We start from the raw sequence: 21,192 nt of genomic DNA on the forward strand, positions 1-21,192 counted from the left end.
GCGGTGCGACGGCGGCCTGTTCGGCGGGAGGGTGTTGTGGTTCATGCCGTTTTCCAGGGCCATGCGGTGTTTCTGGCCCTGGCTGTGACGGTCACGCTCCTTGCCGGTGCGGCTGCCTACTTCGCGGTGGCCCGGCGGGCCGGCCGTGCTCGCGGTGTCTTCTGCGGGCTCTGGGCGTCCTCCGTGGTGGGGCCCCTGACTCTCACCACCTGGTCCGGCAGCGGCGTGTTGACGGGTGAGTGCGCGATCAACCCGAGTGTCCTCCAGGCGTTCGCCGGCGTTCAGGGCCAACTCAATGTGCTGCTTTTCGTGCCCTTCGGGGTGTGCGCCGTCCTGACAACCGGAAGACCTTTCGCCTCCTTGGCCGCCGGCGTTGTCGGTGACGCAACGGGCCCTGGCCGGCGGGGCGGTTGTTGCCGCTCTGGTCGTCTCGGCCTGGCTGACGGTTGTTCACCCGGTGCGTACCGTACTGCCCACTCCGGTCCCGGCAGCCGACGCCGGCCAGGTCCAAGCGCTCAACGCCGCTCTCGACGAGGCGTTTCCCGGAGCGTATGAAGTCGAGGCCGCCGAGTATCTCGACGACGTCGACGGTGAGGGGATGGTCACCGCCCTCCTGCCAGGCGGGTTCGCCGAGATCACCTGGTCCGACCGTGAGCAGTTCACCGTGCAGTTCACTCCGACCCGCCACGGGGAGGGCGTCCACGCGTACGAGATCCCTGACGTGAGTCGTCCTTCCCGTACCGCGCGGGAAGCGAAGCTCGTCGCCACTCGTTACGCGGCTCGGTACGCTCCCTGGGCCCTGCGTGCTTCCCAGGTGACCGTAAGGGCCGTGGACGACCCGTCAGGTGCCGGCTGGGTCGTGGAGTGGCGTCGGTGGCGCGGGGAGGTGTTGATGCCCATGCGTCTCGACATCGGCGTCGAGCCTTCGGGGCGACTGACCGATCTCAGGGTGAGGCGCGTCGATGACCCTGCACTTCCGCAGGCGCATGTCGGCGAGGCCCAGGCGTGGGAGACGTTCGCGAGACATTTCCGGATCAGCGTGGCCGTTGAAGAGCGGGAGCAGGCGGTTCTCCAGGCCGAGCGTCGTGGCGGCCACTGGCGCATCCACTGGCGTCTCTCCGCCCGGGAAGGAGGCATGCGGCATTCCGCCGTCGTGGATGCCACCGATGGAAGCATCCACAGTGCCAATTCTGAGTCCGTCCCTCAGACGACGGGACCACGCGGCTGACCGCTGTCCGTCCGTTGGGCCGGGATGTCCGTCCGCCCCGCGTTCCGCCGTTCCGGACGCAGTCGCAGCCCTTCCGGCATCAGCGTCAGCCGTTCCGTCACGCGGAGGCGGTATGCCGGGTCAGGGTGCAGGTCGTAGCGGCGCAGGAGGAGGCCCAGGATCAGCGTCGCCTCGTGCAGGGCGAACTGGCGGCCGATGCAGGCGCGGGCGCCCGTGCCGAACGGCTTGTAGGTGTGGGGCGGGCGGGCGCGTACCGCCCGGGGTTCGAAGCGGTCCGGGTCGAAGCGGTCGGCGTCCGCGCCCCACACCTCGGGGTCCCGGTGGAGCATCGGGGTCAGCACCAGCGTCCACGCGCCGCGCCGCATCGGATGCTCGTCCGCCAGCACCGTGTCCTCCGTCGCCTCCCGCGAGTACGCCGGTGCCGTCGGCCACAGGCGCAGCGCCTCGTCGAGGACGCGGCGGACGTAGCGGAGGCGGGCGACCTGGTCGTAGGCCGGCGTGTCCGTGGCGCCCCAGACGCGGTCCACCTCGGCGCGGGCGCGGTCCGCCACGTCCGGGTGGAGGGAGAGGTGGTGCAGGGCGAAGGACAGCGCGCCCGACGTGGTCTCGTGGCCGGCGACCAGGAAGGTGATCACCTGACGCCGCACGTTCTCCGGTGACAGCCGCTCCCCGGTGGCCGGGTGGGCGGTCTCCAGCATCCGGTCCAGCAGGTCGCCGTCCGCGTGCCCGTCCGCGCGCCGGCGGCGGACCACCTCGTCGACGATGTGACCGAGCCGCGCGATGTCCCGCTCGTTGCGCCGGTTCGACCGGCGCAGCAGCAGCGGGGCCAGCGGCGGCGGCACGTTGTTCAGCCGCTGCGCGTGACTGAGCGCGCCGATCATAGCGGTGACGAAGGGGTGCGGCCGGGACCGTTCGAAGGGGCCGAAGTCGTGCCCGAAACCGGTGCGCGCGATCGTCTCCAGCGTCAGCTTGGTCATGTCGCCGGGCACGTCCACCCAGCGCCCGTCCGCCGCCGCGCGGTCCCAGTGCTCGGCCAGACGCGCGGCCACCGACAGCATCATCGGGTGGTAGCCGGACATCGCCTCACGGCTGAACCCGGGCGCCAGCACGTCGTGCGCCAGCTGCCAGTTGGGCTCGTGGTTGTACGCGGTGAACAGCCCGTCACCCGCGAGCGGACGGAGGTTGGCCACGCCCAGCCCCACGTGCTTGGCGAACCGCGACTCGTCGGCCAGGTCGGCCGCCAGCCGGGCGCCCCACGTGAACACGAACTCGTTGCCGAAGACCTTGCGCCGGAAGATCGGCCCGAGCCGCCGGGCGATCCGCACCGAGTCCTGCACGGGCGTGCGTCTGCTCGACCCCACCAGGTCGCCGAGCAGCGGCAGCCGGTACGGCGGGTGCGGTATGCGGTGCAGGGCGGGCCAGCCCGGTTCCGCGCTGCGGAACCCCTTCGGCACGGCGGTCCGTGCCGTCGTCTCCGCCATGACACGGTCTCCTTCGGTCCGGCGAGCGAGTGGCGACGTGTTGCACATGAGTTCAATAACGCGGATCCAGTCTGGTCCGGCCGCCGGACCGGCGTCAACTACAGTGCGGGCATGGCCGTGGACCAGGGCGGGCGCGCGCGCCGCCGGCTCAGCACCGAGGAGCGCCGGGAGCAACTGCTCGCGGTGGGTGCGCGGTTGTTCTCCGAGAGCCCGTACGACGAGGTGTGGGTCGAACAGGTCGCCGAGATCGCCGGGGTGTCGCGCGGACTGCTGTACCACTACTTCCCGAACAAACGGGACTTCTTCGCGGCCGTGGTGGAGCGCGAGAGCGAGCGGATGCTCCGTATGACGGCCCCCGTGCCGGGCGTCCCGGTGCGCGAGCAGCTCACCGCCGGGCTCGACGCGTATCTGGAGTACGTCGAGGCGCACGCGCACGGCTACCGGGCCTTCCACCGCGCCGACGCGGCGGGGGACCAGGCGGTCCGGCGGGTCTACCGGCGGGCGCTGGCCGCGCAGGAGCGGCAGATCCTCGACGCGCTCGCCGCCGACCCCGAGTTCGGTCCGGTGCTGGAGTCCCGGCCGGACACCCGGCTCGCCGTACGCGGCTGGCTGGCGTTCACCACGGCCGTCTGTCTGGAGTGGCTGCGCGGGGCGCACGTGGAGCGTGACCAGGTGCGCGATCTGTGTGCCCGCGCCCTGCTGGGCGTCCTCGCGCCCTGACCGGCACCCAAGAGATCCGCCTCGGCCGGTTGGCGCGCGCCCCGATCTTCGATAGCTTAGGCAAGGCTTACCTAAGAGGAGGTTGGGATGGGTGACCACACGCACGGCTGGGCCGCCGCGCCGGGTGCGGCCGAGCGGGCCCGCTCGGTGCTCGCCGCCGCCTGGTCCTGCACGGTGACCGCGGAGGGCACCCGCGAGGAGCTGGTCGGCGCGCACACCGTCACGGACGACGGGCGGATCCTGCTGGACGTGCCCGAGGACGGCGCCCTGCACGCCGCCGCGTTCTGCGCGCCCCGCGGAGAGCCGTCCGCCGTGCTGGAGTTCGCCGACGTCGCGCCCGTCCCCGTGCGCGAACGCGTCCGTGCCCGGGTGTGGCTCGCCGGATGGTTCTCCACCGAGGACGGTCGGCTCGCCCTGCGGCCCACCCGGGTGGTCCTCCGCCGGCCCTCCGGCGCGCTGCTGCTCGGCCCCGACGACTTCGCCGCCGCCGCGCCCGACCCGCTGGCCGGCGCCGAGGCGCGGCTGCTGACCCACCTCGCGGACTGCCACGCCGACGCCGTGGACCGGCTCACCCGCCTGGTGGACCCGGCCAGCCTCCAGGGCGCGGTCCGGGTACGGCCGCTCGCCGTGGACCGGCACGGACTGACCCTGCGCATCGAACGCGCCCGCACCGACGGCGACGTACGGCTGCCGTTCCACGCGCCCGCCGACGACGTCGCGCAGCTCACCGAGCGCATGCACGTCCTGCTCTCCCAGGCGGCGAGCGCCGCCACCTGCCCCCGGCCGCTACAGCGGCAGCGCGCAGACGGCGACGGGTGACGCGAACGGCTCGCCCGCGGACCGCAGTTCACCGCTGTCCGCGTCCACGTGGAAGACGCTGACGTCGCCCGACCTCTGGTTCGCCGTGAACAGCAGTCCGCCGTCGGGGGAGAGGGCCAGGTGGCGCGGGAAGTCGCCGCCGACCGGCACCGTGCCGAGCAGCCGCAGCCGCGCCCCGTCCTCCTCGACGGCGTACCGGGCGACGCTGTTGTGGCCCCGGTTGGCGAGGAACGCGTACCGGCCGTCGGCGGTGACGGCGAACTGCGCCGGATAGTTGGTGCCGGACCCCGAGCCCGTCGGCTGCGGCTCCCCGATCGACAGCCGCCCCGACGAGGGCTCGTAGGCGCACACCGCCACCGTGTCGTCGACCTCGTCGGCGAGATAGGCGTACCGCCCGCCGGGGTGGAAGGTCAGATGGCGCGGTCCCGCGCCGGCGCGTGCGGCCGCCCGCGACACCTCGGTGAGGGTTCCGGTCTGCTCGTCGAGGCGGTACGTGTACACGGTGTCCGTGCCCAGGTCCACCGCGAGGACGTGACCGCCGTCCGGGGCGGTGACGAACTGGTGCGCGTGGGGGCCCTGTTGGCCCGGTCCCGGGGCCGGCGAGGAGTGGGTCACCAGCGCCGTGCGCTCACCGAGGGCGCCCGACGTCTCGATGCGGTGCACCGCGACACTGCCCGAGCCGTAGTCGGCGCTCAGCAGGAACCGCCCGCCGGGATGCACCGACAGATGGCACGGCGAGGAGCCGCCCGTGGTGCTGCTGCCCAGTACCGTACGGTCGGACAGCCGCACGGCGGTCACCGCGCCGTCCTCCCGCTCGTTCACCGCGTACAGCGTCCGCCCGTCCGGGTGCACCGCCAGGAACGACGGGTCGCCCACCCCGCCCACGACGCCCGCGCCGGTGATCCGCCCCGTCGCCGGGTCGTACGTCGCCAGACCGATGCCCTCGCCGCCGCCCTCGACCGAGGTGTACGTGCCCAGGTACAGCGGGCGCGGACCCGAGGGGGTCGCGCTGGGCTCGGGCGGGCCGGTCACCGTGGCCGGGGCCCGTGGGGTCGCCGCGTCGGGCGGCAGGTCACCGCCGTCACAGGCGGGCACCGACATCCCGGCGGCCGTCCCCGCGAACGCGCCCACGAAACGGCGCCTGCTCAAACCGGCCCTGTCCATCACACGCACCTTCGGTCGTCCCCCGTCCCGCTCGCCTCGGCCTACCCTTTCGCCGATCACCCGTCGAACGCAAGGGAACCCGGCTCGCGCGGGGCGGGTCGCGGGCCGTCGTTCGCGCCGCGCGGAGCCACCCGCTCCGGCGCTGCCCCGCCTCGACGCCGACCCGCCTCAGCCCCGCCCCGCCGGTTTCCCGTCCCGGTCGCGGCGGAAGCGGGCCGGGAGGCCGGACAGCCGGTCGCGCATGCGGGTGAGCCGCGGCAGCCGTTCCCGCTGCTCCCGCGAGTGACGGTCCAGCTCCTCGAACAGCCGCCGGGTGCGGTGCTCGGTGTCCATCTCGTCGAGGATGCGGTTGACCTCCGTCAGCAGGGCGCCCAGCAGCTGCCACCGCTTCGGGTCGCGCCGGGCCTCCTCGTACAACAGTTCCGCCAGCCTGTCGCGGGTGCCGGCCGCCTGCCGCAGCTGCGAGGCGAGCCGCTCCTCCGCCGACTCGGCGTTGGCGCTCACGCTCGTGGTGACCAGCACCGCGAAGCTCACCACGGCGTCGGCGATCTCCGCCAGCAACTGCTCGAAGGCCTGCCCCGTCTCCTCCGAGAAGAGACGTTCCGGCTCCCGTTCCTTCGCCAGGTCGGTCAGCGTGCGGGCCAGCACCCGCAGCACCACCGTGCAGATCTCCAGCGTGTCCAGACCCGTGCGCAGCACCACCCGGTGCAGCAGCCCCTCCCGCACCCGCGGGTTGAGGCGCAGGCTCTCCTCCGCCTGCCGCAGGTCCGCGTCCACCTCACTGATGTCGTGGTCCAGCCTGCGCGCCTCGTGCAGCCGGGCCGCCGCGCGCGCCGCCGGCGGACGGCCCGCGGCCTCCTCGCCGATCCGCAGCATCAGCTGCCGTACCCGGCGCGCCAGCTCCTCGATGGACTCGCCGGCCTCCTCCACCCACACGGGCGGCGCCAGCAGCAGGTTGAACCCCATCCCCACGAAGGCGCCGATCAGCGTCTCCACGATCCGCGCCCAGGCGGTGTCGCCGTGCGTGGTGACCCCGAGCACCAGCATCGCGCTGATCGCCACCTCGGGCACGAACTCGCCCGCCCGCACCAGATGGCCGGTGACCAGCGCCGCGAGGATCAGCAGACCGAGGCTCCACCAGGTCAGACCCACCAGCAGGCTGAACAGGATCGCCAGCACCACCCCGGTCACCACGGAGTTCACCCGGCGCAGACCCGTGGTCAGGGTCGAGTACAGGGTGACCTGGACGACGAGCAGCGCCGTCAGCGGGGCGGTGAGCGGCGCGGCCTCGGGGCTCAGCCGCACCGCGATCACATAGGCGAGGGTCGCCGCAGCCGCCGACCGCACCGTCTGCACGGTCAGCGGATCACGGTGCTGCTTGACGAACCGGACGGCAGGCGCGGTCATCTGGCGTACGACGTGCATCCTCGGACGGTTCCCCCTCCCCGCAGGTGACGAACATGATCCAGTGTGACGGCAGTCGCCCGGGGGACGGCAACGGGACCACACCCGTTGCCCGGCGGGGTCACAGCTTGTCGATGAAGGCGAAGAGATTGCTCCGCGTACGGTCGATCTGCTCCTCCAGGGTCAGGCTCTCCTCGAACCGCGCCCCGGTCTCCGGCACCTTCAGCCCGCGCAGATACAGGGAGCAGGCCAGGTCGGTGCACATGTAGGCGCCGACCGAGTTGCCCTCACGGCCCGCCGGGCCGGACTTGCGCGCGGTCATCAGCGCGACCCCGCCGCGCGGATGGGTCGTCAGACACAGCGAGCACATGCTGCGGTGCAGGAAACCCCGCTGGGCCGGCTGGAAGCGCAGCGCCACGCCGACGAGCCGGTCCTGCCGCTCGACGACCAGATAGCTGCGGTCGGGCGCGCCCGGATCCCCCCAGCCCAGGAAGTCGAGGTCCTGCCACGGACGCCCGTCCAGGTCCCGGGGCACGTTCAGCCGCTTCGCCTCACCCTTCGAGCAGTTGATGAACGAACCGCGGATGTCCTGCTCGGTGAGTGCTCTCATGACGTCGTCTCCTGTGATGTTCCGTCAAACCTAGGGGTCCTAGGTTTCGGCGGCCAGCGTAGGGATCCGCCCCGCGCCGGGGCCAACGGTTTTCCGCAGCGCCGTAGGCTGTACCGCAGTCGCCGAGGGGGAGGGGAACGCACGATGGGGGACTCCCGGGAACGGGCCCGCCGGGTGCTCGCGGCCGCCGGACTGCCGCCCGACGCCCTGAGCGAGGTGCGTCCGCTGGCCGGAGGCACCTACAACACCGTCGAGGAGATCCTCCTGTCCGACGGTACCCGGTACGTCCTGAAGGTCCCGCCCCCGCCCACGGTGCCCGGACTGCGGCACGAGCGGCGGCTGCTGGTCGCCGAGGCCGGCTTCTGCGCCGGGGCGGCGCGGGCCCGGGTGCCCGCGCCGCGCGCCGTGTCCCTCGCCCCGGACGACCCCGAGCCGTATCTGCTGCTCACCGCGTGCCCGGGCGTGCCCTGGCCGGAGGCGGCGCCCGCCGACGAGGAGCGCGACGCCCTGCGTACGGAGCTGGGACGCCAGGTGGCGCGGCTGCACCAGGTCACCGGAACCGCGTTCGGATACCCCTCCGGCGCCCTCGGCCCGCTCGCCGCCGACTGGCGGACCGCGTTCACCGCGATGACCGACGCCGTGCTCGCCGACGCCCGCGACCACCGCCCCTGGCTGCCCCGCCCCGCCGACGAGGCCGCGGCCCTGTTCCGCGCCGCCGCCCCCGCGCTGGACGCGGTCACCGTGCCCGTGCTGGTCCACTTCGACCTGTGGCCCGGCAACATCCTGGTGGACCGCCCGGCCGGCGGCCCCGCGCGGATCGGCGGACTGATCGACGGGGAGCGGATGTTCTGGGGCGACCCGGTCGCCGACTTCGTCTCGCCGGCGCTGCTCGACGACATCCGGCGGGACGACGCCTTCCTCACCGGTTACGCGGAGGAGGGCGGACCCGCCGTCCTCGACGAGGCGGCCCGCCTCCGCCTCGCCCTGTACCGGGCCTACCTCGACCTGATCATGCTCACCGAGACGGTGCCCCGGGCCGTGGGCGCCGAGGACGCGCGCCGGGTCCGGGAGTGGGTCGGGCCGCACCTGGAGGCCACGCTGGACGAGATAGCGGAGGCGACCGGATACGCCCCGGGTAAGTTCACATCGTGAACTAAGGGGTGGGGAAAGTCGCGCCGGGCCGCCGCCCGGCGGTATGTTGCAGGTCGGGCCGGGTGTATGGGAGGAGCCACATGGCGGGCAACGGGCGCACGGTGCGCGACCTCAGACGGGCCAACCGCACGGCCGTGCTCCAGCGGCTCTACTTCGACGGCCCCCTCAGCCGCTTCGAACTCGGCCCCGCGACCGGCCTCAGCTCCGGGTCCGTCAGCAACGTCGTCGCCGACCTGATCGCGGACGGACTGGTGGAGGAGGCCGGCAGCGTCGACTCCGACGGCGGCCGTCCCCGCACCCTGCTGCGCGTGGCCCCGGCCAGCGGCCACATGATCGGCGTCGACGTCGGCGAGACCCGCGTCCGCGTCGAGCTGTTCGACCTCGCCCTCACCGAGCTGGCCCGCACCGAACGCCCGCTGGAGCAGCAGCGGTACGAGGTCGAGGTCATCGTGGACCACATCCGCTCCGGCATCGACGAGGTGCTCGCCGCCGCGGAGCTGCCGTCCGAGCGGCTCCTCGGCGTCGGCATCGGCGTCCCCGGCATCGTCGAGCACACCGCCGACCGGGGCGCGGTGGTGCACGGGCAGACCATCGGCTGGCACGCGGTCCCGCTGGAGTCCCTGCTGCGCGACGGCTCCCCGCTGCCCGACGGCGTGCCGTACTTCATCGACAACGGCGCCCGGACGCTCGGGCAGGCCGAGATGTGGTTCGGCGCGGGACGCGGCGCGGGCAACGCCCTCGTCGTCCTCTTCGGCTCCGGCGTCGGCGCCTGCCTGGTCACCCCCGAGGTCCGGCACGGCCGGGCGGTGGAGTGGGGGCACCTGACCGTACGGGTCCGGGGCCGCCGCTGCCGCTGCGGCGCGCTGGGCTGTCTGGAGGCGTACGCGGGCGCGGAGTCGCTGCTGGCCCGCTGGCGCGAGGAGGGCGGCCGGGTGCCGCGCGACACCGACGAGGAGACGGCGCTCACCGCGATGCTCGCCGCCGCCTACCCGGTCGGCGGCGCCGACGCCGATCCGGTGGCCCTGGCGGTGCTGGAGGAGACCGCCGAGTACCTCGGCGCGGGCCTGTCCGACCTGATCAACCTCTTCCAGCCGGAACGTATCCTCATGGGCGGCTGGGCCGGCCTCCAGCTCGGCTCCCGCTTCCTGCCGGCCGTGCGCCGCCACGCGTTGTCGTACGCGCTGCGCCACCCGGCGGAGCGGGTCACGATCGAACTGGGCAAGCTGGGGCCGGACGCGGTCACCGTCGGCGCGGCCATCCTGCCGCTCGCCGACTTCTTCGACCGGGGCGGCCGCCGCCCCGAGCCGGACCCGGCCGTCCCCGCGCCCGCCTGGCGCGCGGCCCTCCAGGACCGCGTACCACGCTGAGCGCGAGAGCGTGCACGGCGGAGTCAGCCCGTGGACTCGTCCGGCACCGGGGCCTCCGGGTAGGACGCCGCCGAGTGTGGCGCGCCCTGGCGGCCCGTGCCCGCCTCGTCCGTGTCGGGCACGTCCTCGGCGGACTCGTCCCCGTCGGGTTCCCCGGAATCCCCGGGTTCCTCGGCCTTCCGCTCGCTCTCCCGCTCGGCGGCGGCCGGCGCGACCTCCCAGGGGTCCTCGTCGGGACCGGCCTGCTGGTCGGGCATGTCCCGGGGGACACCCACGCCGCTCTCACCGGGACCTTCGAGGCGATGGTCGGTCACGACGCTCTCCCTTCATCCGTACGGCCCACGCGGGTACCCCACCCGGCCCCGCGCAACCATGCCTACCCCACCGCGCTGCCGTGCAGCGGGGCCGTTTTCTCGCCCGCGCCCTGCCGCATGCCCAGCAGGAACTCCTCCACCACCTGCGTCGCCGTGCGCGTCGGCCGCCAGCCGAGGTCCACCCGCGCCCGGGTGCAGTCCATCAGCGGCAGCCGCAGCACCGCGTCGAACAGGTGCGGGGAGGCCGGCAGCAGCCGCAGCCCCCACGCCGCCGCGACCGCCGACCGGGCCGCAGCGCGCGGCAGCCGCACCCGGCGCCCGCCGAACATCTCGGCCAGCAGCTCCACGTCCACCGTCGGCTCCGCCGCCAGGTTGTACGCCCCCCGCGCCTGGCCGGACAGCACCGCCAGCCGGTACGCCCGCGCCGCGTCGTCGGTGTGCAGCACCTGCATCCGCAGACCGGGCACGTCCGGCAGGAACGGCAGCAGGTCGGGCCGCGCCAGCTGCCCCGGCAGGTAACGGCCGCCGAAGATGCGGCGCTGCTCGCTCGCCGACTCCCGCTTGAAGAGGAACGCGGGCCGCATCCGCACCACCCGGAGACCGGGCCGGTCGCGTTCCACGATGTCCAGGGCCCGCTCCAGATAGGCCTTCTCCCGGCAGTACGCGGCGTCCGGCCAGCCGTGCGTCGGCCACGACTCGTCCACCGCGCGGTCCTTCGGGCCGGGGGAGTACGCCCCCACCGACGAGGCGTGCACCAGCGTCGGCACCTCCGCCCGGGCCACCGCGTCGAACACGCGCATGCTGCCGAGCACATTGCTGCGCCAGGTGGTCGCCGGATCGTGCGTGGGCTGGAACGCCCAGGCCAGATGGATCACCGCGTCGGCGCCCGCGAACTCCCGCACCAGGTCGAACCGGTCCGAGGCCACGTCCACCGCCGACCACTCCGTCTTGGGCGGCGACCAGTCGGGGATCCGCCGGGCCACGCCCAGCACGGAGCCGACCTCGGGCTCCTCCGCGAGGGCCCGCACCACACTGGTCCCGACGTTGCCCGTGGCGCCGGTCACGACGACCCTGAGTCCCGCTGCGCTGCTCACGTCCCGCTCCCTCCGGATGCACTGCTCCGCGGAGCGGTCCGGGTACCCCGCACGCGGGAGGGCTCACGCGGGCCGCGCGGGCGCACGAGAGGAGAAAGGCAGAGAAGAGCCCCGGCCGCGACGGGGGAATCACGGCCGGGGCGGCAAGAGGTGGGTGCGCATGGCGGTCGCCTCTCGGCGAACGGCACCACAGGGCTTCAGCCGAACGATCGTCCCTGTGGGCGAATGGTGAGGCCCGGGGACACTGTCCCATCCGCACCCACGGTCTGTTCAACGGGCAACAGCCTCGCTGTGTTCCGCCCACGGCCCCGTTCCGCGGTGACGTGCGTCACCACGTCGGACGCAGGTCAGCGGCCCCGCGCCTCCGGGTTCAGGTCCGCCCACAGGTTCTCCGCCTGGAGCACCAGCGTGCCCAGCACCGCCGTACGGGCCGCCCCCTGGCCCGCCTCCTTGGTCAGGCCCTCCTGGAGCGTGGTGTGCAGATCGCGCATCGCCGCTGTGGTGCGCTCGTCCAGCAGCGGGTCGCCGGGGTCATCCTCGCCCAGCAGCCGGTCCGCCTCCGCGCGGCAGCTGTCCCCGAGCAGCTCCAGCAGCTTCCCGTACGAGGCCAGCACCTCGGGGTCCGGCGAGGCCGGGGAGCGCTCCTCGTCCGCGGCGACGGCCAGACTGCGGGTCAGCGCCGTGACATGGCCGGTGATCCGGCCGAGCCGCTCGTCCTCGTCCTCCGGCGGCAGCGCCTCCGTCGGCGCCCGGTGCAGCTTGCGCAGCATCCCGGACGTCAGCCGCAGGCTCTCCCTGCTCCAGCCGCGTGCCGAGCGCAGCGCGTCCAGCCGGTCCTGGAGCCGCTTCGCCGCGTTCAGCCGCCCGACGGCCGTCTGCGCGTCCCACTCGCCGCCGCGCAGGTCCCCGGCGACGGCGCTCAGCACCTCGCCCGCCTCCCTGGCCAGCGCCGCCAAATTCTCCCGCACGTCCCGCAGGTGCACCGGCGGGAGGATCAGCGCGTTAACGGCGACGCCGATGACCGCGCCGAGCGCCGCCTGCCCCAGCCGGTGCCCCACCGCGTCCGCGCTCACCGTGCCCGACGCGATGGTGAACACGGCCGTGGTCGCCGCGTAGATGCCCTGGTCGCCGAAGCGCGGCCAGTTCGACAGCAGCACCAGGACCGGCACCGACAGGGCGAGCGCGCCCGTGTTGTCGTCGGTGACCGCCTGCGCCCCCGACGCCACCAGCGCGCCGATGCAGATCGCGGCGAACTGCCGGGCCCCCGTCACCAGCGAGCTGTACACGGTGGCCTGCACCAGCACCAGCGCGACCCACGGGGCCATCAGGGCCATCGGGTCGTCCAGCCACACCTGCGCCACCAGCCAGGCCACGAGCGCCGCCAGCGCCGCCTTCAGCGACTGGATCAGCAGATCCCTCTCCCGCCCCGACCCGCGGACCACGGCGCGCGCCGCCCGCCCCACCGACTGCGTCTCCCAGCGCACCGCGTCCACGGCCCGGGCCAGCCGTCCCGCCGTCACTCTGTCGTTCCCTGTCCCGTCGATCACCCGCGTCATGGGCCTGCGGTTTCCCTGTCGCACCGGTGGACAAGCATGCGGAATCTCATGCCAGCGGGGACTCTGCCAGCGACGCCAGCAGGTGCGCCGGGTCGTCGTACACGGCGGCCGCGCCCGCCTCGGTCAGGTCGGCGCGCGGGATGCCGCCGCACAGCAGGCCCACACAGCGCACCCCGGCCCGCGTGGCCGCCCGCATGTCCCACACCGTGTCGCCCACGAACACCGCGCGGTCGGCGGGCGCCCCGGCCAGCTCCAGCGCGTGCTCGACGGGCTCGGGCGCCGGCTTGCCCTCGTCCACGTCGTCGGCGCTCGCGGTCGCGGAGATCGCCCGGTCCGCGTCGATCGCCCGGCGCAGCGCGCCCAGCTCCGCCCCGCCGGCCGACGTCGCGAGCACCACCGTCCAGCCGTCGTCGTGCAGCCGCTCCAGCAGCCGCCCGGCGTCGGGAAGCGCGGGCAGCCGGTCGAAGTACTGCCCGTACAGCGTCTTGTGCGCGGCGCTCAGCTCCGCGTCGCGGGAGGTGTCCCGGTCCTCGCCGAGCAGATGCGCGATCAGGTCGGTGGAGGGCAGCCCCACGGCCCGGTGGACGGCGTGCATCGGCACCTGGTGCCCGGCCTGCCGGAACGCCTCCCACCAGGCCGTGACATGCAGATGGTTGGTGTCGGCCAGAGTGCCGTCGACGTCGAAGACCGCCGCCCGTGTCATCAAGACCCTTCCTTTCCTCGCGGACCCGTACGGGTACCACCACGCCCGCCCGCCACGCCCGCCGGCGTCCTGCGCTCCCGCGCCCAGGCGAGCAGCTCCTCCAGCGGCCAGGTGGTGACCACCCGCTCGGGCGGCACCCCGCACTCCTCGGCGCGGGCGCACCCGAGGATCTGCCAGTCCAGCTGCCCGGGGGCGTGCGCGTCGGTGTCCACGGAGAACAGCACCCCCGCGTCCACCGCGCGCCGCAGCAGCCGCCGGGGCGGGTCGAGCCGCTCGGGCCGGCTGTTGATCTCCACGGCGGTGCCGGTCTCCGCGCACGCCGCGAACACCTCGTCGGCGTCGAACTCCGACTCCGGCCGGCCCCGCCCGCTCAGCAGCCGCCCGGTGCAGTGCCCGAGCACGTCGGAGTGCGGGTTCCGCACGGCGGCCACCATCCGGCGGGTCATCGACCGGGCGTCCATCCGCAGCTTGGAGTGCACGGACACCACGACCACGTCCAGCCGCTCCAGCAGCTCGGGCTCCTGGTCGAGGGAGCCGTCCTCGAGGATGTCGCACTCGATGCCGGTGAGCAGCCGGAACGGCGCCCACGTCTCGTTGAGCTCCGCGACCACCTCCAGTTGCTCCCTGAGCCGCGCGGCCGACAGCCCGCGCGCCACCGTCAGCCGGGGGGAGTGGTCCGTCAGCACCGCCCACTCGTGGCCCAGCGCCGCGGCGGTGCGGCCCATCTCCTCGATCGGGCTGCCCCCGTCCGACCAGTCGGAGTGCAGATGGCAGTCCCCGCGCAGCAGCGCCCGCAGCTCCCGCCCCGCCCGGTCCTCGGGCTCGCGCTCCGCCTCCTCGCGCAGCTTCCGCAGGTACCCGGGGACCTGCCCGTCCAGCGCCTCCACCGCCACCTGCGCGGTCTTCGGCCCCACGCCCTTGAGCCGCTCCAGCGTCCCGGCGGCGGCCCGCTCCCGCACCTCGTCCGGGCCCAGCTCCGCCAGCGTGCGCGCCGCGGTACGGAAGGCCCGGACGCGGTACGTCGGAGCCAGCGACCGCTCCAGCAGGAACGCGATGTCCTCCAGCGCCTCCACGGGGTCCATGGCCACCTCCTCGCTCCAGGGTTCCCCAGGGCGCGCGGGGCCGCACGCCGCTCGGGGCGGTTGGCCCGCGCCGCCACGGGTACTGCGACCCGGCAGCGCGGACACCGACGACGAGGAGGCCCGCATGTCCCACTCCACTCCCCTCGAGGGCAAGGTCGCCGTGATCACCGGCGCGGACTCCGGCATCGGCCGGGCCACCGCCGTACGGCTCGCCGCCGCCGGCATGGACGTCGGCATCACCTATCTCGGCGACCGCGAGGGCGCGGAGGAGACCGCCGAGGAGGTGCGGTCGCACGGCCGCCGCGCCGAGGTGACCCGCCTGGACCTGACCGAGCTGCTCGGCGCCGCCGGCACGGTGGACGAGCTGTGCGACCGGCTGAGACGCGTCGACGTGCTGGTCAACAACGCAGGCACCGGCACCATGACGCCCTTCCTCGACCTGGAGCCCGAGACGGTGCGCGAGGTCCTCGACGTCGACCTGCTCGGCCCGTTCCTGTGCTCGCAGAGGGCGGCGCGCCACATGATCCGGCAGGGTGACGGCGGCCGGATCGTCAACGTGACGTCCGTGCACGAGCACCAGCCGCGGGTGGGGGCCGCCCCGTACTGCGCGGCCAAGGGCGGCCTCGGACTGCTCACCCAGGTGATGGCGCTGGAACTGGCCGAGCACGGCATCACCGTGAACGCGGTCGCGCCCGGCGAGATCGCCACCCCGATGACCGGCCAGGAGGACATCGACCCGCACACCGAGCCCCGCCCCGGCATCCCCCTCGGCCGTCCCGGCGACGCCCGTGAGGTCGCCGCGGTGATCGCCTTCCTCGCCGGGCCCGACGCCTCGTACGTCACCGGGGCCTCGTGGAGCGTGGACGGCGGCATGCTCCGCATGGGACCGCAGGCCGGGTCGCACCTGACCAGCGACGACTGGCGCCGGCCCTGAGGCACGGAGAAGGGAGCCTCGGGCGGTGTGCCCGGAAAGCCGTGATCATGCCGTTTGGGGCTACTCTCGATGCATGACCGAAAGCGCGAGCCCGTACATGTCGCAGCCGCGGATCACGGTGCTCGGGGTGCAGCCCGGGGTCCCGCCGTTCCGGATCGTCGAGATCGACGGAGAGGTCGTCGGTGAGGCCAGGTCCGTCACCGACGTGCTGCAGGCAGCCGTCGCGTACGGCATCACGGTGCACGACCTGGACGACCCCGACACGGTCCGCTGGGTGGGCGGGGACAAGTTCACCTGGTCCACGCGCCAGGCGCCCCGCGCCCGCGAGGAGCAGCGGGGCAGGCCCTAGACACCCGTACGCCTCCGTCCATGGAGGACGGAGGCGTACGACGTGCGGGGGCCGGTGGCTCACTTCTTCGTGCGGCGTGCGTGCACGGCCCTGCTCATGCGCCGGCCCAGGAGCAGGTAACCGAGGAGCGCCCCGGCGGTGTTGAGGATGACGTCGTCGATGTCGAAGGCGCGGCCGGTCACCAGCGCCCCCTGCGCCACCTCGACCAGCAGCATCACCACGGCCGTCAGGACGAGGATCCGCAGGAAGCCCCGGGTGCGCGGCGCGACGACCGGCGCGAGCACCCCGAAAGGAACCCCCAGCAGGATGTTGCCGCCGATCTGCTTGACCGCGTCCCGCAGGGCCGGCTGGTCCAGGTAGGCCCGCAGGGAGCGGCCCGGATGCAGATTGGTGTGCGTCAGGGCCTCCGAGGCGGGGGACGGCTGGAGCGTGAGCCGGGCCAGTACCACCGCGAACACCACCATGAACACGAAGGCGCACAGCAGCACGAGCAGCCGCAGGGGCAGCGGGAGCGGTCGGGGGGCGGCGCGGGCCATCGGTCATCCTCCAGTCGTCAAGGTCCGTGAGTGTTACGGCGGTTACCCCCGGTCGGGGCGCACAGTCCGGTCAGCCGGCGAAGGTGACCCGCACCCGCTCGAACCCCAGGGAGCGCAGCAGACCCTGCAGCATCTCCCGGGTGTTGGCCTCCGCCCGCGCGGTCAGCCCGCTCTCCTCGGCCGCCTCCCGGATGTGCCGCACGGCGAGCTTCTGCACGGCCTGTTCGCTGTTGGGGTTGTCCGAGAAGAGGTCCCCGAGCCGGTCGAGCAGACCGCGCTGCTTGGAGACGGCGTAGGAACGGTCCACGTCGAGTGCCGGGGTGCCCAGGCGGGCGCGGGGCAGCCGCAGCACCGCGGAGGTGCGGTCCTCGTCCGCCCGGACGTCGCCCTCCTTCAGCCCACCGAGGTCCACATAGGCGTCCACGGTGCCCGCGCCCACGTACAGGGTGCGGCTGCCGCGGACCGCGTCCGGCAGGAACTTGGTGTCCTTCTCCAGGTCCACCACCACCTGGAAGTTGCCCGAGGCGGCGTCGTAGCGGCTGATGTCCTGAATGGACTCCAGCAGCGCCGGCCCCGAGCGGTCGCGGGTCTCCGTGCCGAACAGGTCCTTCAGGCCCGGCAGCACGCTCAGCCGGATCCCGGCGAACAGCACGGCCAGCACCACCACCGTGGCGGCCAGCGCCTTCACCCAGCCGGGCACGCGCGCGGTCGGTCGCTTCACCGGAGTCGTCATGGCGACGGCCCTCCTTCCTCCCGTCCGCATGCCCGCCATCTCACGGAACAGACAGGGCAGTTGGGGGACGGGCCCCGGCGCCGGGGGCACAAAGGGGGCGCACAGGAGGAGGCGGACCCGCGGCGGGCCGGGTTACTGCACCGGCCCCGACCGCGACCCGGGTGCGGTCAGCGCCGCCTCCACGGAGGGCCACGGCGGCAGCAGACGGGTCAGCCCGGTGATCCGCAGCATCCGCAGGGTCAGCGGATGGGTGCAGACCAGGTGCAGCCGGCCGTCGGTGAGCCGGTGCCGGGCACGGTAGAGCAGCCGCAGCCCGGAGAGGTCGAAGAACTCGATGTGGGTGAGGTCGATGACGACCTGGGCGTCCGGCTCGGCGGTCGCCAGGTCGAGGTGCGGCTCGATCTCCGCGGCGGCCGCGATGTCGATCTCACCGTGGAACTCCAGCACGGTGTGGCCCCGCTCCCGCCGCACGCGCAGATGCCGCGTCAGCGGCGGGGGTTCGTACCGCACGACGCCATCGCCTCCAGCCTGCTGGGTGCTCCGGGGGAGGGTCACCGGCCCCAACACCGGTCCCCGGCACGCGAGTTACTTGCCGACGACTGCATTTGAGCATGTTCGAATGACATATGTCTTCGTCTTGCGACCGAGTTTTTCGCCACGTCGATCCATGACTGAAAGCGCGTGCGCGCGGACAGGTGTCACTCAGGCGGGGCCGGAGCGCCCCGCATCCGACGCCGCGGAGGAGACATGGCACTGGTGACCACGGGCCTGGTGGTGCTCGACTGCGCCGAGCCCGAGAAACTCGCCGAGTTCTACCGAGAGCTGCTGGAGGCGGAGCACGTCGACGCGAGCGCCAACCGGGTGGAGATCCGCGCCGCCGACGGCTTCCGCCTGGCGCTGCGCCGCGACATGAACGCGACCGCGCCGAGCTGGCCGCGCCCCGAGAACTCCCTCCAGGCGCACCTGGAGTTCGTGGCGGAGGACCTGGACGGGGTGGAGCGGAAGATCGTGAGCCTGGGCGGCCGCCCGACGGAGAGCGGCGACCCGAACGGCCCGACGGAGGAGCGCGGGTACGCCGATCCGGCGGGGCACTCCTTCACCGTGCGCAGAGGCGTGCCGACGGCGCCCAAGCAGGGCTGAGCGTTCCGTTGCCCGAAAGGCCGGACGGGCTGCGCACGGCCCGTCCGGCCTTCGAGGAGCGAGGTCCGGGCGGAACCCCGCGACGACGGCCCGGGTCAGTCCCGGCCGCCCTTCTCCGGTACCGGCCACGTCCCGGTCGACCGCTCGATCGCCTTCGCCCCCGCCCGGTCCACCGCGCTGCGCACCACCGCGAAGATGGCCCCCTGGATCGCCGCGGCCAGCAGGATCTCGCCCCAGCCGCGGTCACGGTCCAGCGCGTCCGGCGCGTCGTCCTCCTTCTTGATCACCTTCCAGGTCTTCTGGAAGGCCATGCCCGCCACGGTGCCGCTGGTCCAGCCCAGTGCGAAGCCGATCGGCTTGTACGCCAGGGGCAGCTTCTTCTTCGCCTTCTTGCTCTTCTTCGCCACGTCGCTTCTCCTCGATCCGCTGCGTCGTACGGGTGATGGGTCGGGCCGTGCGTCAGGGGCGGCCCCGCGCGGGGACCTCCTCACCGGGCGGCGCCGCAGGGGGCGGAGTGCCGTCGCCGAACGGCCGGCCGCCCAGCTCCTCGCGGTGGTGGGGAGTCGTCCAGCCGGCCAGGTCGGGCCCGAGGGGGACGATGCCGGACGGATTGACACCCGTGTGCACCTGGTAGTAGTGCCGCTTGATGTGGTCGAAGTCGACGGTGTCGCCGAACCCCGGCGTCTGGAACAGGTCGCGGGCGTATCCCCACAGCACCCTGCTCTCCGTCAGCTTCCACCGGTTGCACTTGAAGTGGCCGTGGTAGACCGGGTCGAACCGCACCAGCGTGGTGAACAGCCGGATGTCCGCCTCGGTGATCGTGTCCCCGACCAGGTACCGCCGGCGCTCCAGCCGCTCCTCCAGCGACTCCAGCCGCCGGAACAGCCGCGTGCAGGCGGCCTCGTACTCCTCCTGCCCGGTGGCGAAGCCCGCCCGGTACACCCCGTTGTTGACGTCCCGGAAGACGTCGTCCATCACCGCGTCGATCTCGTCGCGCAGCTTCTCGGGATACAGGTCGGGCGCCCCCGCGCGGTGCAGGGCCGTCCACTCGGTGGCGAAGTCCAGGGTGATCTGCTGGTAGTCGTTGGTGACCAGCTTCCCGCTGGGCACGTCCACCACCGCCGGCACGCTCACCCCGCCCGGGTAGTCCGTCTCCCGCCGGTCGTAGGCCTCGCTCAGGTAGCGGATGCCGAGCACCGGGTCCCGGCCGTCCGGGTCCAGAGTGAAGCGCCAGCTGCGGTCGTCCTGGAGGGGGTCCGTTACGGCCAGGGACACCGCGTCCTCGAGACCCAGCAGCCGCCGCGACACCAGCGCCCGGCTCGCCCAGGGGCAGGCGCGGCTCACCACCAGCCGGTACCGCCCGGCCTCAACCGGCCACCCGTCCCGCCCGTCCGCGGTGATCCGGTCCTGGAAGTGCGCCCGGGACCGCTTGAACGCCTTCCTGCCGTACGCGCTGTTGCCGCCGCCCGCGTCGTCGCGGCCGCCCATGGTGGCCTCCCTCTGTCGTCGGTACCGGGTCGTCCCTGTCACCGCGTTCCCCGTTTTCCCCCGACCGCACGGTATGAGCTGCGCCGACCGGGGCAATCGGCCGTCGTGACCACACGATCGGATCGCAGAACACGTCTCACCGTCCTGGTCGCCCTCGCGGCCAACCTCGTCATCGCGGCCGCCAAGGCCGTCGGCGGCCTGGTCGCGTCGTCCCCCGCGCTGCTGTCGGAGGCGGCTCACTCGGTGGCCGACAGCGTGAACGAGATTTTCCTGCTCGCCGCCCTGCGCCGCAGCCGCCGCCCGGCCGACCGCCGCCACCCCTTCGGCTACGGCAAGGAGCGCTTCTTCTGGTCGCTGCTCGCGGCCGTCGGCATCTTCGTGATGGGCGGCTGCTTCTCCTTCTACCAGGGGATCGACGCCCTGCGGAACGGGGGAGAGGAGCACCTCGGCGGCTACGTCGCCGGGCTCGTGGTGCTCGGCGTGGCCCTCCTCGCCGAGGGCGGCTCGCTGCTGCGCGCCCTCTACCAGGTGCGCCGGCAGGGCGGCGGACTGAGCGATCCGGCGCTGCGCACGGTCGTCGCCGAGGACGGCACCGCGGTCGTCGGCGTCACCCTCGCCATGGCCGGCATGGCACTGCACATGATCACCGGACAGGTGGTGTGGGAGGCGTCCGCCTCGCTCGCCATCGGCGTGCTGCTCGGGTACGTCGCCTACCGGCTCGGCCGCGAGGCCCGCGACCAGCTCATCGGCGAGGCCGCCGACCCGCGGGCGAGCGAGCGGATCCGGGAACTGCTGCGCGCCCAGCCCGAGATCGACAGCGTGGAGGCGCTGTTCACCATGAAGACCGGGCTCGACACCGCCCTGGTGGCCGCCCGCGTCGACCTGGTGCCGGGACTGGACAGCGAGAGGGTGGAAGAGGTCGCGGTGCGCATCAAGCGGTCCATCGTCCGGGTGGTCCCCGAGGCGGCCCAGGTGTTCCTCGACGTCACCGAGCGCGGCGCGACGGAGGCATGGGAGGGCCCCGCCGCGACGGGGGAACGCGGCGGGGCCTGACGCTCGTGTGCCCGGCGTCCGGGGCTTCATGCGCGGACCGGTCCGAGATTTTCCCGGACCGCCGCGCCGGACCCGTCGGCCGGCCTGACGGCCGATCCGTCAGCCGGTCCCGTCAGTCCTGGCCGGCGGGCTCCAGCACGAAGACCGGGATCTCCCGGCTGGTCTTCTTCTGGTACTCCTCGTACTGCGGGAAGGCCTCGACCGCGCGCTTCCACCACTCGGCCTTCTCGTCACCGGTGATCTCACGGGCCGTCATGTCCCATTT

Annotated in this window: 24 protein-coding genes; 9 read left to right on the forward strand and 15 right to left on the reverse strand. The window is 73.6% G+C overall.

Annotated elements, in window-relative coordinates:
• Positions 1 to 373: 373 nt before the first annotated feature.
• A complete protein-coding gene (locus tag CCN29_RS02540; protein ID WP_442538218.1) occupies positions 374 to 1,228 on the forward strand; it encodes a hypothetical protein in 855 nt (284 codons plus the stop codon).
• Here the strand turns inward: CCN29_RS02540 and CCN29_RS02545 are convergent.
• Positions 1,204 to 2,709 carry a cytochrome P450 gene (locus CCN29_RS02545; RefSeq protein ID WP_086679869.1) on the reverse strand — a complete coding sequence of 502 codons (1,506 nt, stop codon included), beginning with the start codon at positions 2,707 to 2,709 and terminating at the stop codon, positions 1,204 to 1,206. The two genes, CCN29_RS02540 and CCN29_RS02545, sit on opposite strands and share 25 nt — an antisense overlap.
• Before the next feature lie 111 nt (positions 2,710 to 2,820).
• Here CCN29_RS02545 and CCN29_RS02550 point away from each other — a divergent pair, with 111 nt between their 5' ends.
• Positions 2,821 to 3,429, forward strand: coding sequence for a TetR/AcrR family transcriptional regulator (locus tag CCN29_RS02550; protein WP_031020724.1), 609 nt, complete (start codon positions 2,821 to 2,823; stop codon positions 3,427 to 3,429).
• Positions 3,430 to 3,516: 87 nt separating this feature from the next.
• On the forward strand, positions 3,517 to 4,248 hold the full coding sequence (locus tag CCN29_RS02555; RefSeq protein ID WP_006132854.1) for a DUF2470 domain-containing protein: 732 nt from the start codon (positions 3,517 to 3,519) through the stop codon (positions 4,246 to 4,248).
• Here the strand turns inward: CCN29_RS02555 and CCN29_RS02560 are convergent.
• The 3 genes from CCN29_RS02560 to CCN29_RS02570 form a co-directional block, all read right to left on the reverse strand.
• Positions 4,216 to 5,412 (reverse strand): lactonase family protein, encoded by a 1,197-nt coding sequence (locus CCN29_RS02560; RefSeq protein ID WP_086679871.1) that lies wholly within the window; start codon positions 5,410 to 5,412, stop codon positions 4,216 to 4,218. The two genes, CCN29_RS02555 and CCN29_RS02560, sit on opposite strands and share 33 nt — an antisense overlap.
• A 168-nt stretch (positions 5,413 to 5,580) precedes the next feature.
• On the reverse strand, positions 5,581 to 6,837 hold the full coding sequence (locus CCN29_RS02565) for an FUSC family protein (RefSeq protein WP_006132858.1): 1,257 nt from the start codon (positions 6,835 to 6,837) through the stop codon (positions 5,581 to 5,583).
• Between the two features lie 100 nt (positions 6,838 to 6,937).
• A complete protein-coding gene (locus tag CCN29_RS02570) occupies positions 6,938 to 7,426 on the reverse strand; it encodes an FBP domain-containing protein (RefSeq protein ID WP_006132859.1) in 489 nt (162 codons plus the stop codon).
• A 144-nt stretch (positions 7,427 to 7,570) separates the two neighbouring features.
• Here CCN29_RS02570 and CCN29_RS02575 point away from each other — a divergent pair, with 144 nt between their 5' ends.
• A complete protein-coding gene (locus CCN29_RS02575) occupies positions 7,571 to 8,578 on the forward strand; it encodes a phosphotransferase family protein (RefSeq protein ID WP_031063156.1) in 1,008 nt (335 codons plus the stop codon).
• 80 nt (positions 8,579 to 8,658) lie between these two features.
• Positions 8,659 to 9,945, forward strand: coding sequence for an ROK family protein (locus CCN29_RS02580; RefSeq protein ID WP_086679873.1), 1,287 nt, complete (start codon positions 8,659 to 8,661; stop codon positions 9,943 to 9,945).
• 23 nt (positions 9,946 to 9,968) lie between these two features.
• Here the strand turns inward: CCN29_RS02580 and CCN29_RS02585 are convergent, their stop codons facing one another.
• The 5 genes from CCN29_RS02585 to CCN29_RS02605 all read right to left on the reverse strand — a co-directional run bounded on the left by CCN29_RS02585 (position 9,969) and on the right by CCN29_RS02605 (position 14,694).
• A complete protein-coding gene (locus CCN29_RS02585; protein WP_086679875.1) occupies positions 9,969 to 10,259 on the reverse strand; it encodes a hypothetical protein in 291 nt (96 codons plus the stop codon).
• 62 nt (positions 10,260 to 10,321) lie between these two features.
• Complete coding sequence (locus CCN29_RS02590; protein WP_006132863.1) at positions 10,322 to 11,353, reverse strand: SDR family oxidoreductase; 1,032 nt, start codon at positions 11,351 to 11,353, stop codon at positions 10,322 to 10,324.
• Positions 11,354 to 11,700: 347 nt separating this feature from the next.
• The gene (locus CCN29_RS02595) at positions 11,701 to 12,909 is read right to left on the reverse strand and encodes an FUSC family protein (protein ID WP_442538219.1); all 1,209 of its coding nucleotides are present in this window, start codon (positions 12,907 to 12,909) and stop codon (positions 11,701 to 11,703) included.
• A 46-nt stretch (positions 12,910 to 12,955) separates the two neighbouring features.
• Positions 12,956 to 13,612: an HAD family hydrolase gene (locus CCN29_RS02600; protein ID WP_006132865.1), complete on the reverse strand. Its 657-nt coding sequence runs from the start codon at positions 13,610 to 13,612 to the stop codon at positions 12,956 to 12,958.
• A complete protein-coding gene (locus CCN29_RS02605; RefSeq protein WP_006132867.1) occupies positions 13,612 to 14,694 on the reverse strand; it encodes a PHP domain-containing protein in 1,083 nt (360 codons plus the stop codon). The genes CCN29_RS02600 and CCN29_RS02605 overlap by 1 nt, the downstream gene beginning before the upstream one ends.
• Positions 14,695 to 14,818: 124 nt before the next feature.
• Here CCN29_RS02605 and CCN29_RS02610 point away from each other — a divergent pair, with 124 nt between their 5' ends.
• Both CCN29_RS02610 and CCN29_RS02615 read left to right on the forward strand, forming a co-directional pair.
• Positions 14,819 to 15,628 carry an SDR family oxidoreductase gene (locus CCN29_RS02610; RefSeq protein ID WP_086679879.1) on the forward strand — a complete coding sequence of 270 codons (810 nt, stop codon included), beginning with the start codon at positions 14,819 to 14,821 and terminating at the stop codon, positions 15,626 to 15,628.
• A 73-nt stretch (positions 15,629 to 15,701) separates the two neighbouring features.
• Positions 15,702 to 15,977, forward strand: coding sequence for a hypothetical protein (locus CCN29_RS02615; protein ID WP_031020740.1), 276 nt, complete (start codon positions 15,702 to 15,704; stop codon positions 15,975 to 15,977).
• A 59-nt stretch (positions 15,978 to 16,036) separates the two neighbouring features.
• On the opposite strand, the gene CCN29_RS02620 is transcribed toward CCN29_RS02615, so the two are convergent.
• From CCN29_RS02620 to CCN29_RS02630, 3 genes are all read right to left on the reverse strand, one after another.
• A complete protein-coding gene (locus CCN29_RS02620) occupies positions 16,037 to 16,513 on the reverse strand; it encodes a VanZ family protein (protein WP_006132870.1) in 477 nt (158 codons plus the stop codon).
• 70 nt (positions 16,514 to 16,583) lie between these two features.
• Positions 16,584 to 17,246, reverse strand: coding sequence for a DUF4230 domain-containing protein (locus CCN29_RS02625; protein ID WP_006132871.1), 663 nt, complete (start codon positions 17,244 to 17,246; stop codon positions 16,584 to 16,586).
• Between the two features lie 132 nt (positions 17,247 to 17,378).
• Positions 17,379 to 17,756 (reverse strand): anti-sigma factor antagonist, encoded by a 378-nt coding sequence (locus CCN29_RS02630; RefSeq protein ID WP_006132873.1) that lies wholly within the window; start codon positions 17,754 to 17,756, stop codon positions 17,379 to 17,381.
• Positions 17,757 to 17,993: 237 nt separating this feature from the next.
• Between CCN29_RS02630 and CCN29_RS02635 the strand changes: the two genes are divergently transcribed.
• Complete coding sequence (locus tag CCN29_RS02635; protein WP_006132875.1) at positions 17,994 to 18,386, forward strand: VOC family protein; 393 nt, start codon at positions 17,994 to 17,996, stop codon at positions 18,384 to 18,386.
• Between the two features lie 95 nt (positions 18,387 to 18,481).
• Here the strand turns inward: CCN29_RS02635 and CCN29_RS02640 are convergent, their stop codons facing one another.
• Positions 18,482 to 18,793 (reverse strand): DUF4235 domain-containing protein, encoded by a 312-nt coding sequence (locus CCN29_RS02640; RefSeq protein WP_006132876.1) that lies wholly within the window; start codon positions 18,791 to 18,793, stop codon positions 18,482 to 18,484.
• Between the two features lie 52 nt (positions 18,794 to 18,845).
• A complete protein-coding gene (locus tag CCN29_RS02645; protein ID WP_086679881.1) occupies positions 18,846 to 19,874 on the reverse strand; it encodes a glutathione S-transferase family protein in 1,029 nt (342 codons plus the stop codon).
• Between the two features lie 105 nt (positions 19,875 to 19,979).
• Between CCN29_RS02645 and CCN29_RS02650 the strand changes: the two genes are divergently transcribed.
• Positions 19,980 to 20,927: a cation diffusion facilitator family transporter gene (locus CCN29_RS02650; RefSeq protein WP_006132880.1), complete on the forward strand. Its 948-nt coding sequence runs from the start codon at positions 19,980 to 19,982 to the stop codon at positions 20,925 to 20,927.
• A 112-nt stretch (positions 20,928 to 21,039) separates the two neighbouring features.
• On the opposite strand, the gene CCN29_RS02655 is transcribed toward CCN29_RS02650, so the two are convergent.
• On the reverse strand, positions 21,040 to 21,192 hold a 153-nt coding region (locus tag CCN29_RS02655; protein WP_143661266.1), incomplete at its 5' end, for a nitroreductase/quinone reductase family protein.

The sequence above is a fragment of the Streptomyces pseudogriseolus genome, assembly GCA_002154585.1.
In the GTDB taxonomy this organism is placed as follows: domain Bacteria; phylum Actinomycetota; class Actinomycetes; order Streptomycetales; family Streptomycetaceae; genus Streptomyces; species Streptomyces pseudogriseolus.

Bases quoted from the DNA above. Each gene is read 5' to 3' on its own strand.
- CCN29_RS02595 (WP_442538219.1), bottom strand. From the start codon at position 12,909: ATGACGCGGGTGATCGACGGGACAGGGAACGACAGAGTGACGGCGGGA.
- CCN29_RS02550 (WP_031020724.1), top strand. From the start codon at position 2,821: ATGGCCGTGGACCAGGGCGGGCGCGCGCGCCGCCGGCTCAGCACCGAG.
- CCN29_RS02560 (WP_086679871.1), bottom strand. From the start codon at position 5,412: ATGGACAGGGCCGGTTTGAGCAGGCGCCGTTTCGTGGGCGCGTTCGCG.
- CCN29_RS02600 (WP_006132865.1), bottom strand. From the start codon at position 13,612: ATGACACGGGCGGCGGTCTTCGACGTCGACGGCACTCTGGCCGACACC.
- CCN29_RS02645 (WP_086679881.1), bottom strand. From the start codon at position 19,874: ATGGGCGGCCGCGACGACGCGGGCGGCGGCAACAGCGCGTACGGCAGG.
- CCN29_RS02570 (WP_006132859.1), bottom strand. From the start codon at position 7,426: ATGAGAGCACTCACCGAGCAGGACATCCGCGGTTCGTTCATCAACTGC.
- CCN29_RS02555 (WP_006132854.1), top strand. From the start codon at position 3,517: ATGGGTGACCACACGCACGGCTGGGCCGCCGCGCCGGGTGCGGCCGAG.
- CCN29_RS02635 (WP_006132875.1), top strand. From the start codon at position 17,994: ATGGCACTGGTGACCACGGGCCTGGTGGTGCTCGACTGCGCCGAGCCC.
- CCN29_RS02625 (WP_006132871.1), bottom strand. From the start codon at position 17,246: ATGACGACTCCGGTGAAGCGACCGACCGCGCGCGTGCCCGGCTGGGTG.
- CCN29_RS02620 (WP_006132870.1), bottom strand. From the start codon at position 16,513: ATGGCCCGCGCCGCCCCCCGACCGCTCCCGCTGCCCCTGCGGCTGCTC.
- CCN29_RS02615 (WP_031020740.1), top strand. From the start codon at position 15,702: ATGACCGAAAGCGCGAGCCCGTACATGTCGCAGCCGCGGATCACGGTG.
- CCN29_RS02610 (WP_086679879.1), top strand. From the start codon at position 14,819: ATGTCCCACTCCACTCCCCTCGAGGGCAAGGTCGCCGTGATCACCGGC.
- CCN29_RS02605 (WP_006132867.1), bottom strand. From the start codon at position 14,694: ATGGACCCCGTGGAGGCGCTGGAGGACATCGCGTTCCTGCTGGAGCGG.
- CCN29_RS02545 (WP_086679869.1), bottom strand. From the start codon at position 2,709: ATGGCGGAGACGACGGCACGGACCGCCGTGCCGAAGGGGTTCCGCAGC.
- CCN29_RS02580 (WP_086679873.1), top strand. From the start codon at position 8,659: ATGGCGGGCAACGGGCGCACGGTGCGCGACCTCAGACGGGCCAACCGC.
- CCN29_RS02565 (WP_006132858.1), bottom strand. From the start codon at position 6,837: ATGCACGTCGTACGCCAGATGACCGCGCCTGCCGTCCGGTTCGTCAAG.
- CCN29_RS02575 (WP_031063156.1), top strand. From the start codon at position 7,571: ATGGGGGACTCCCGGGAACGGGCCCGCCGGGTGCTCGCGGCCGCCGGA.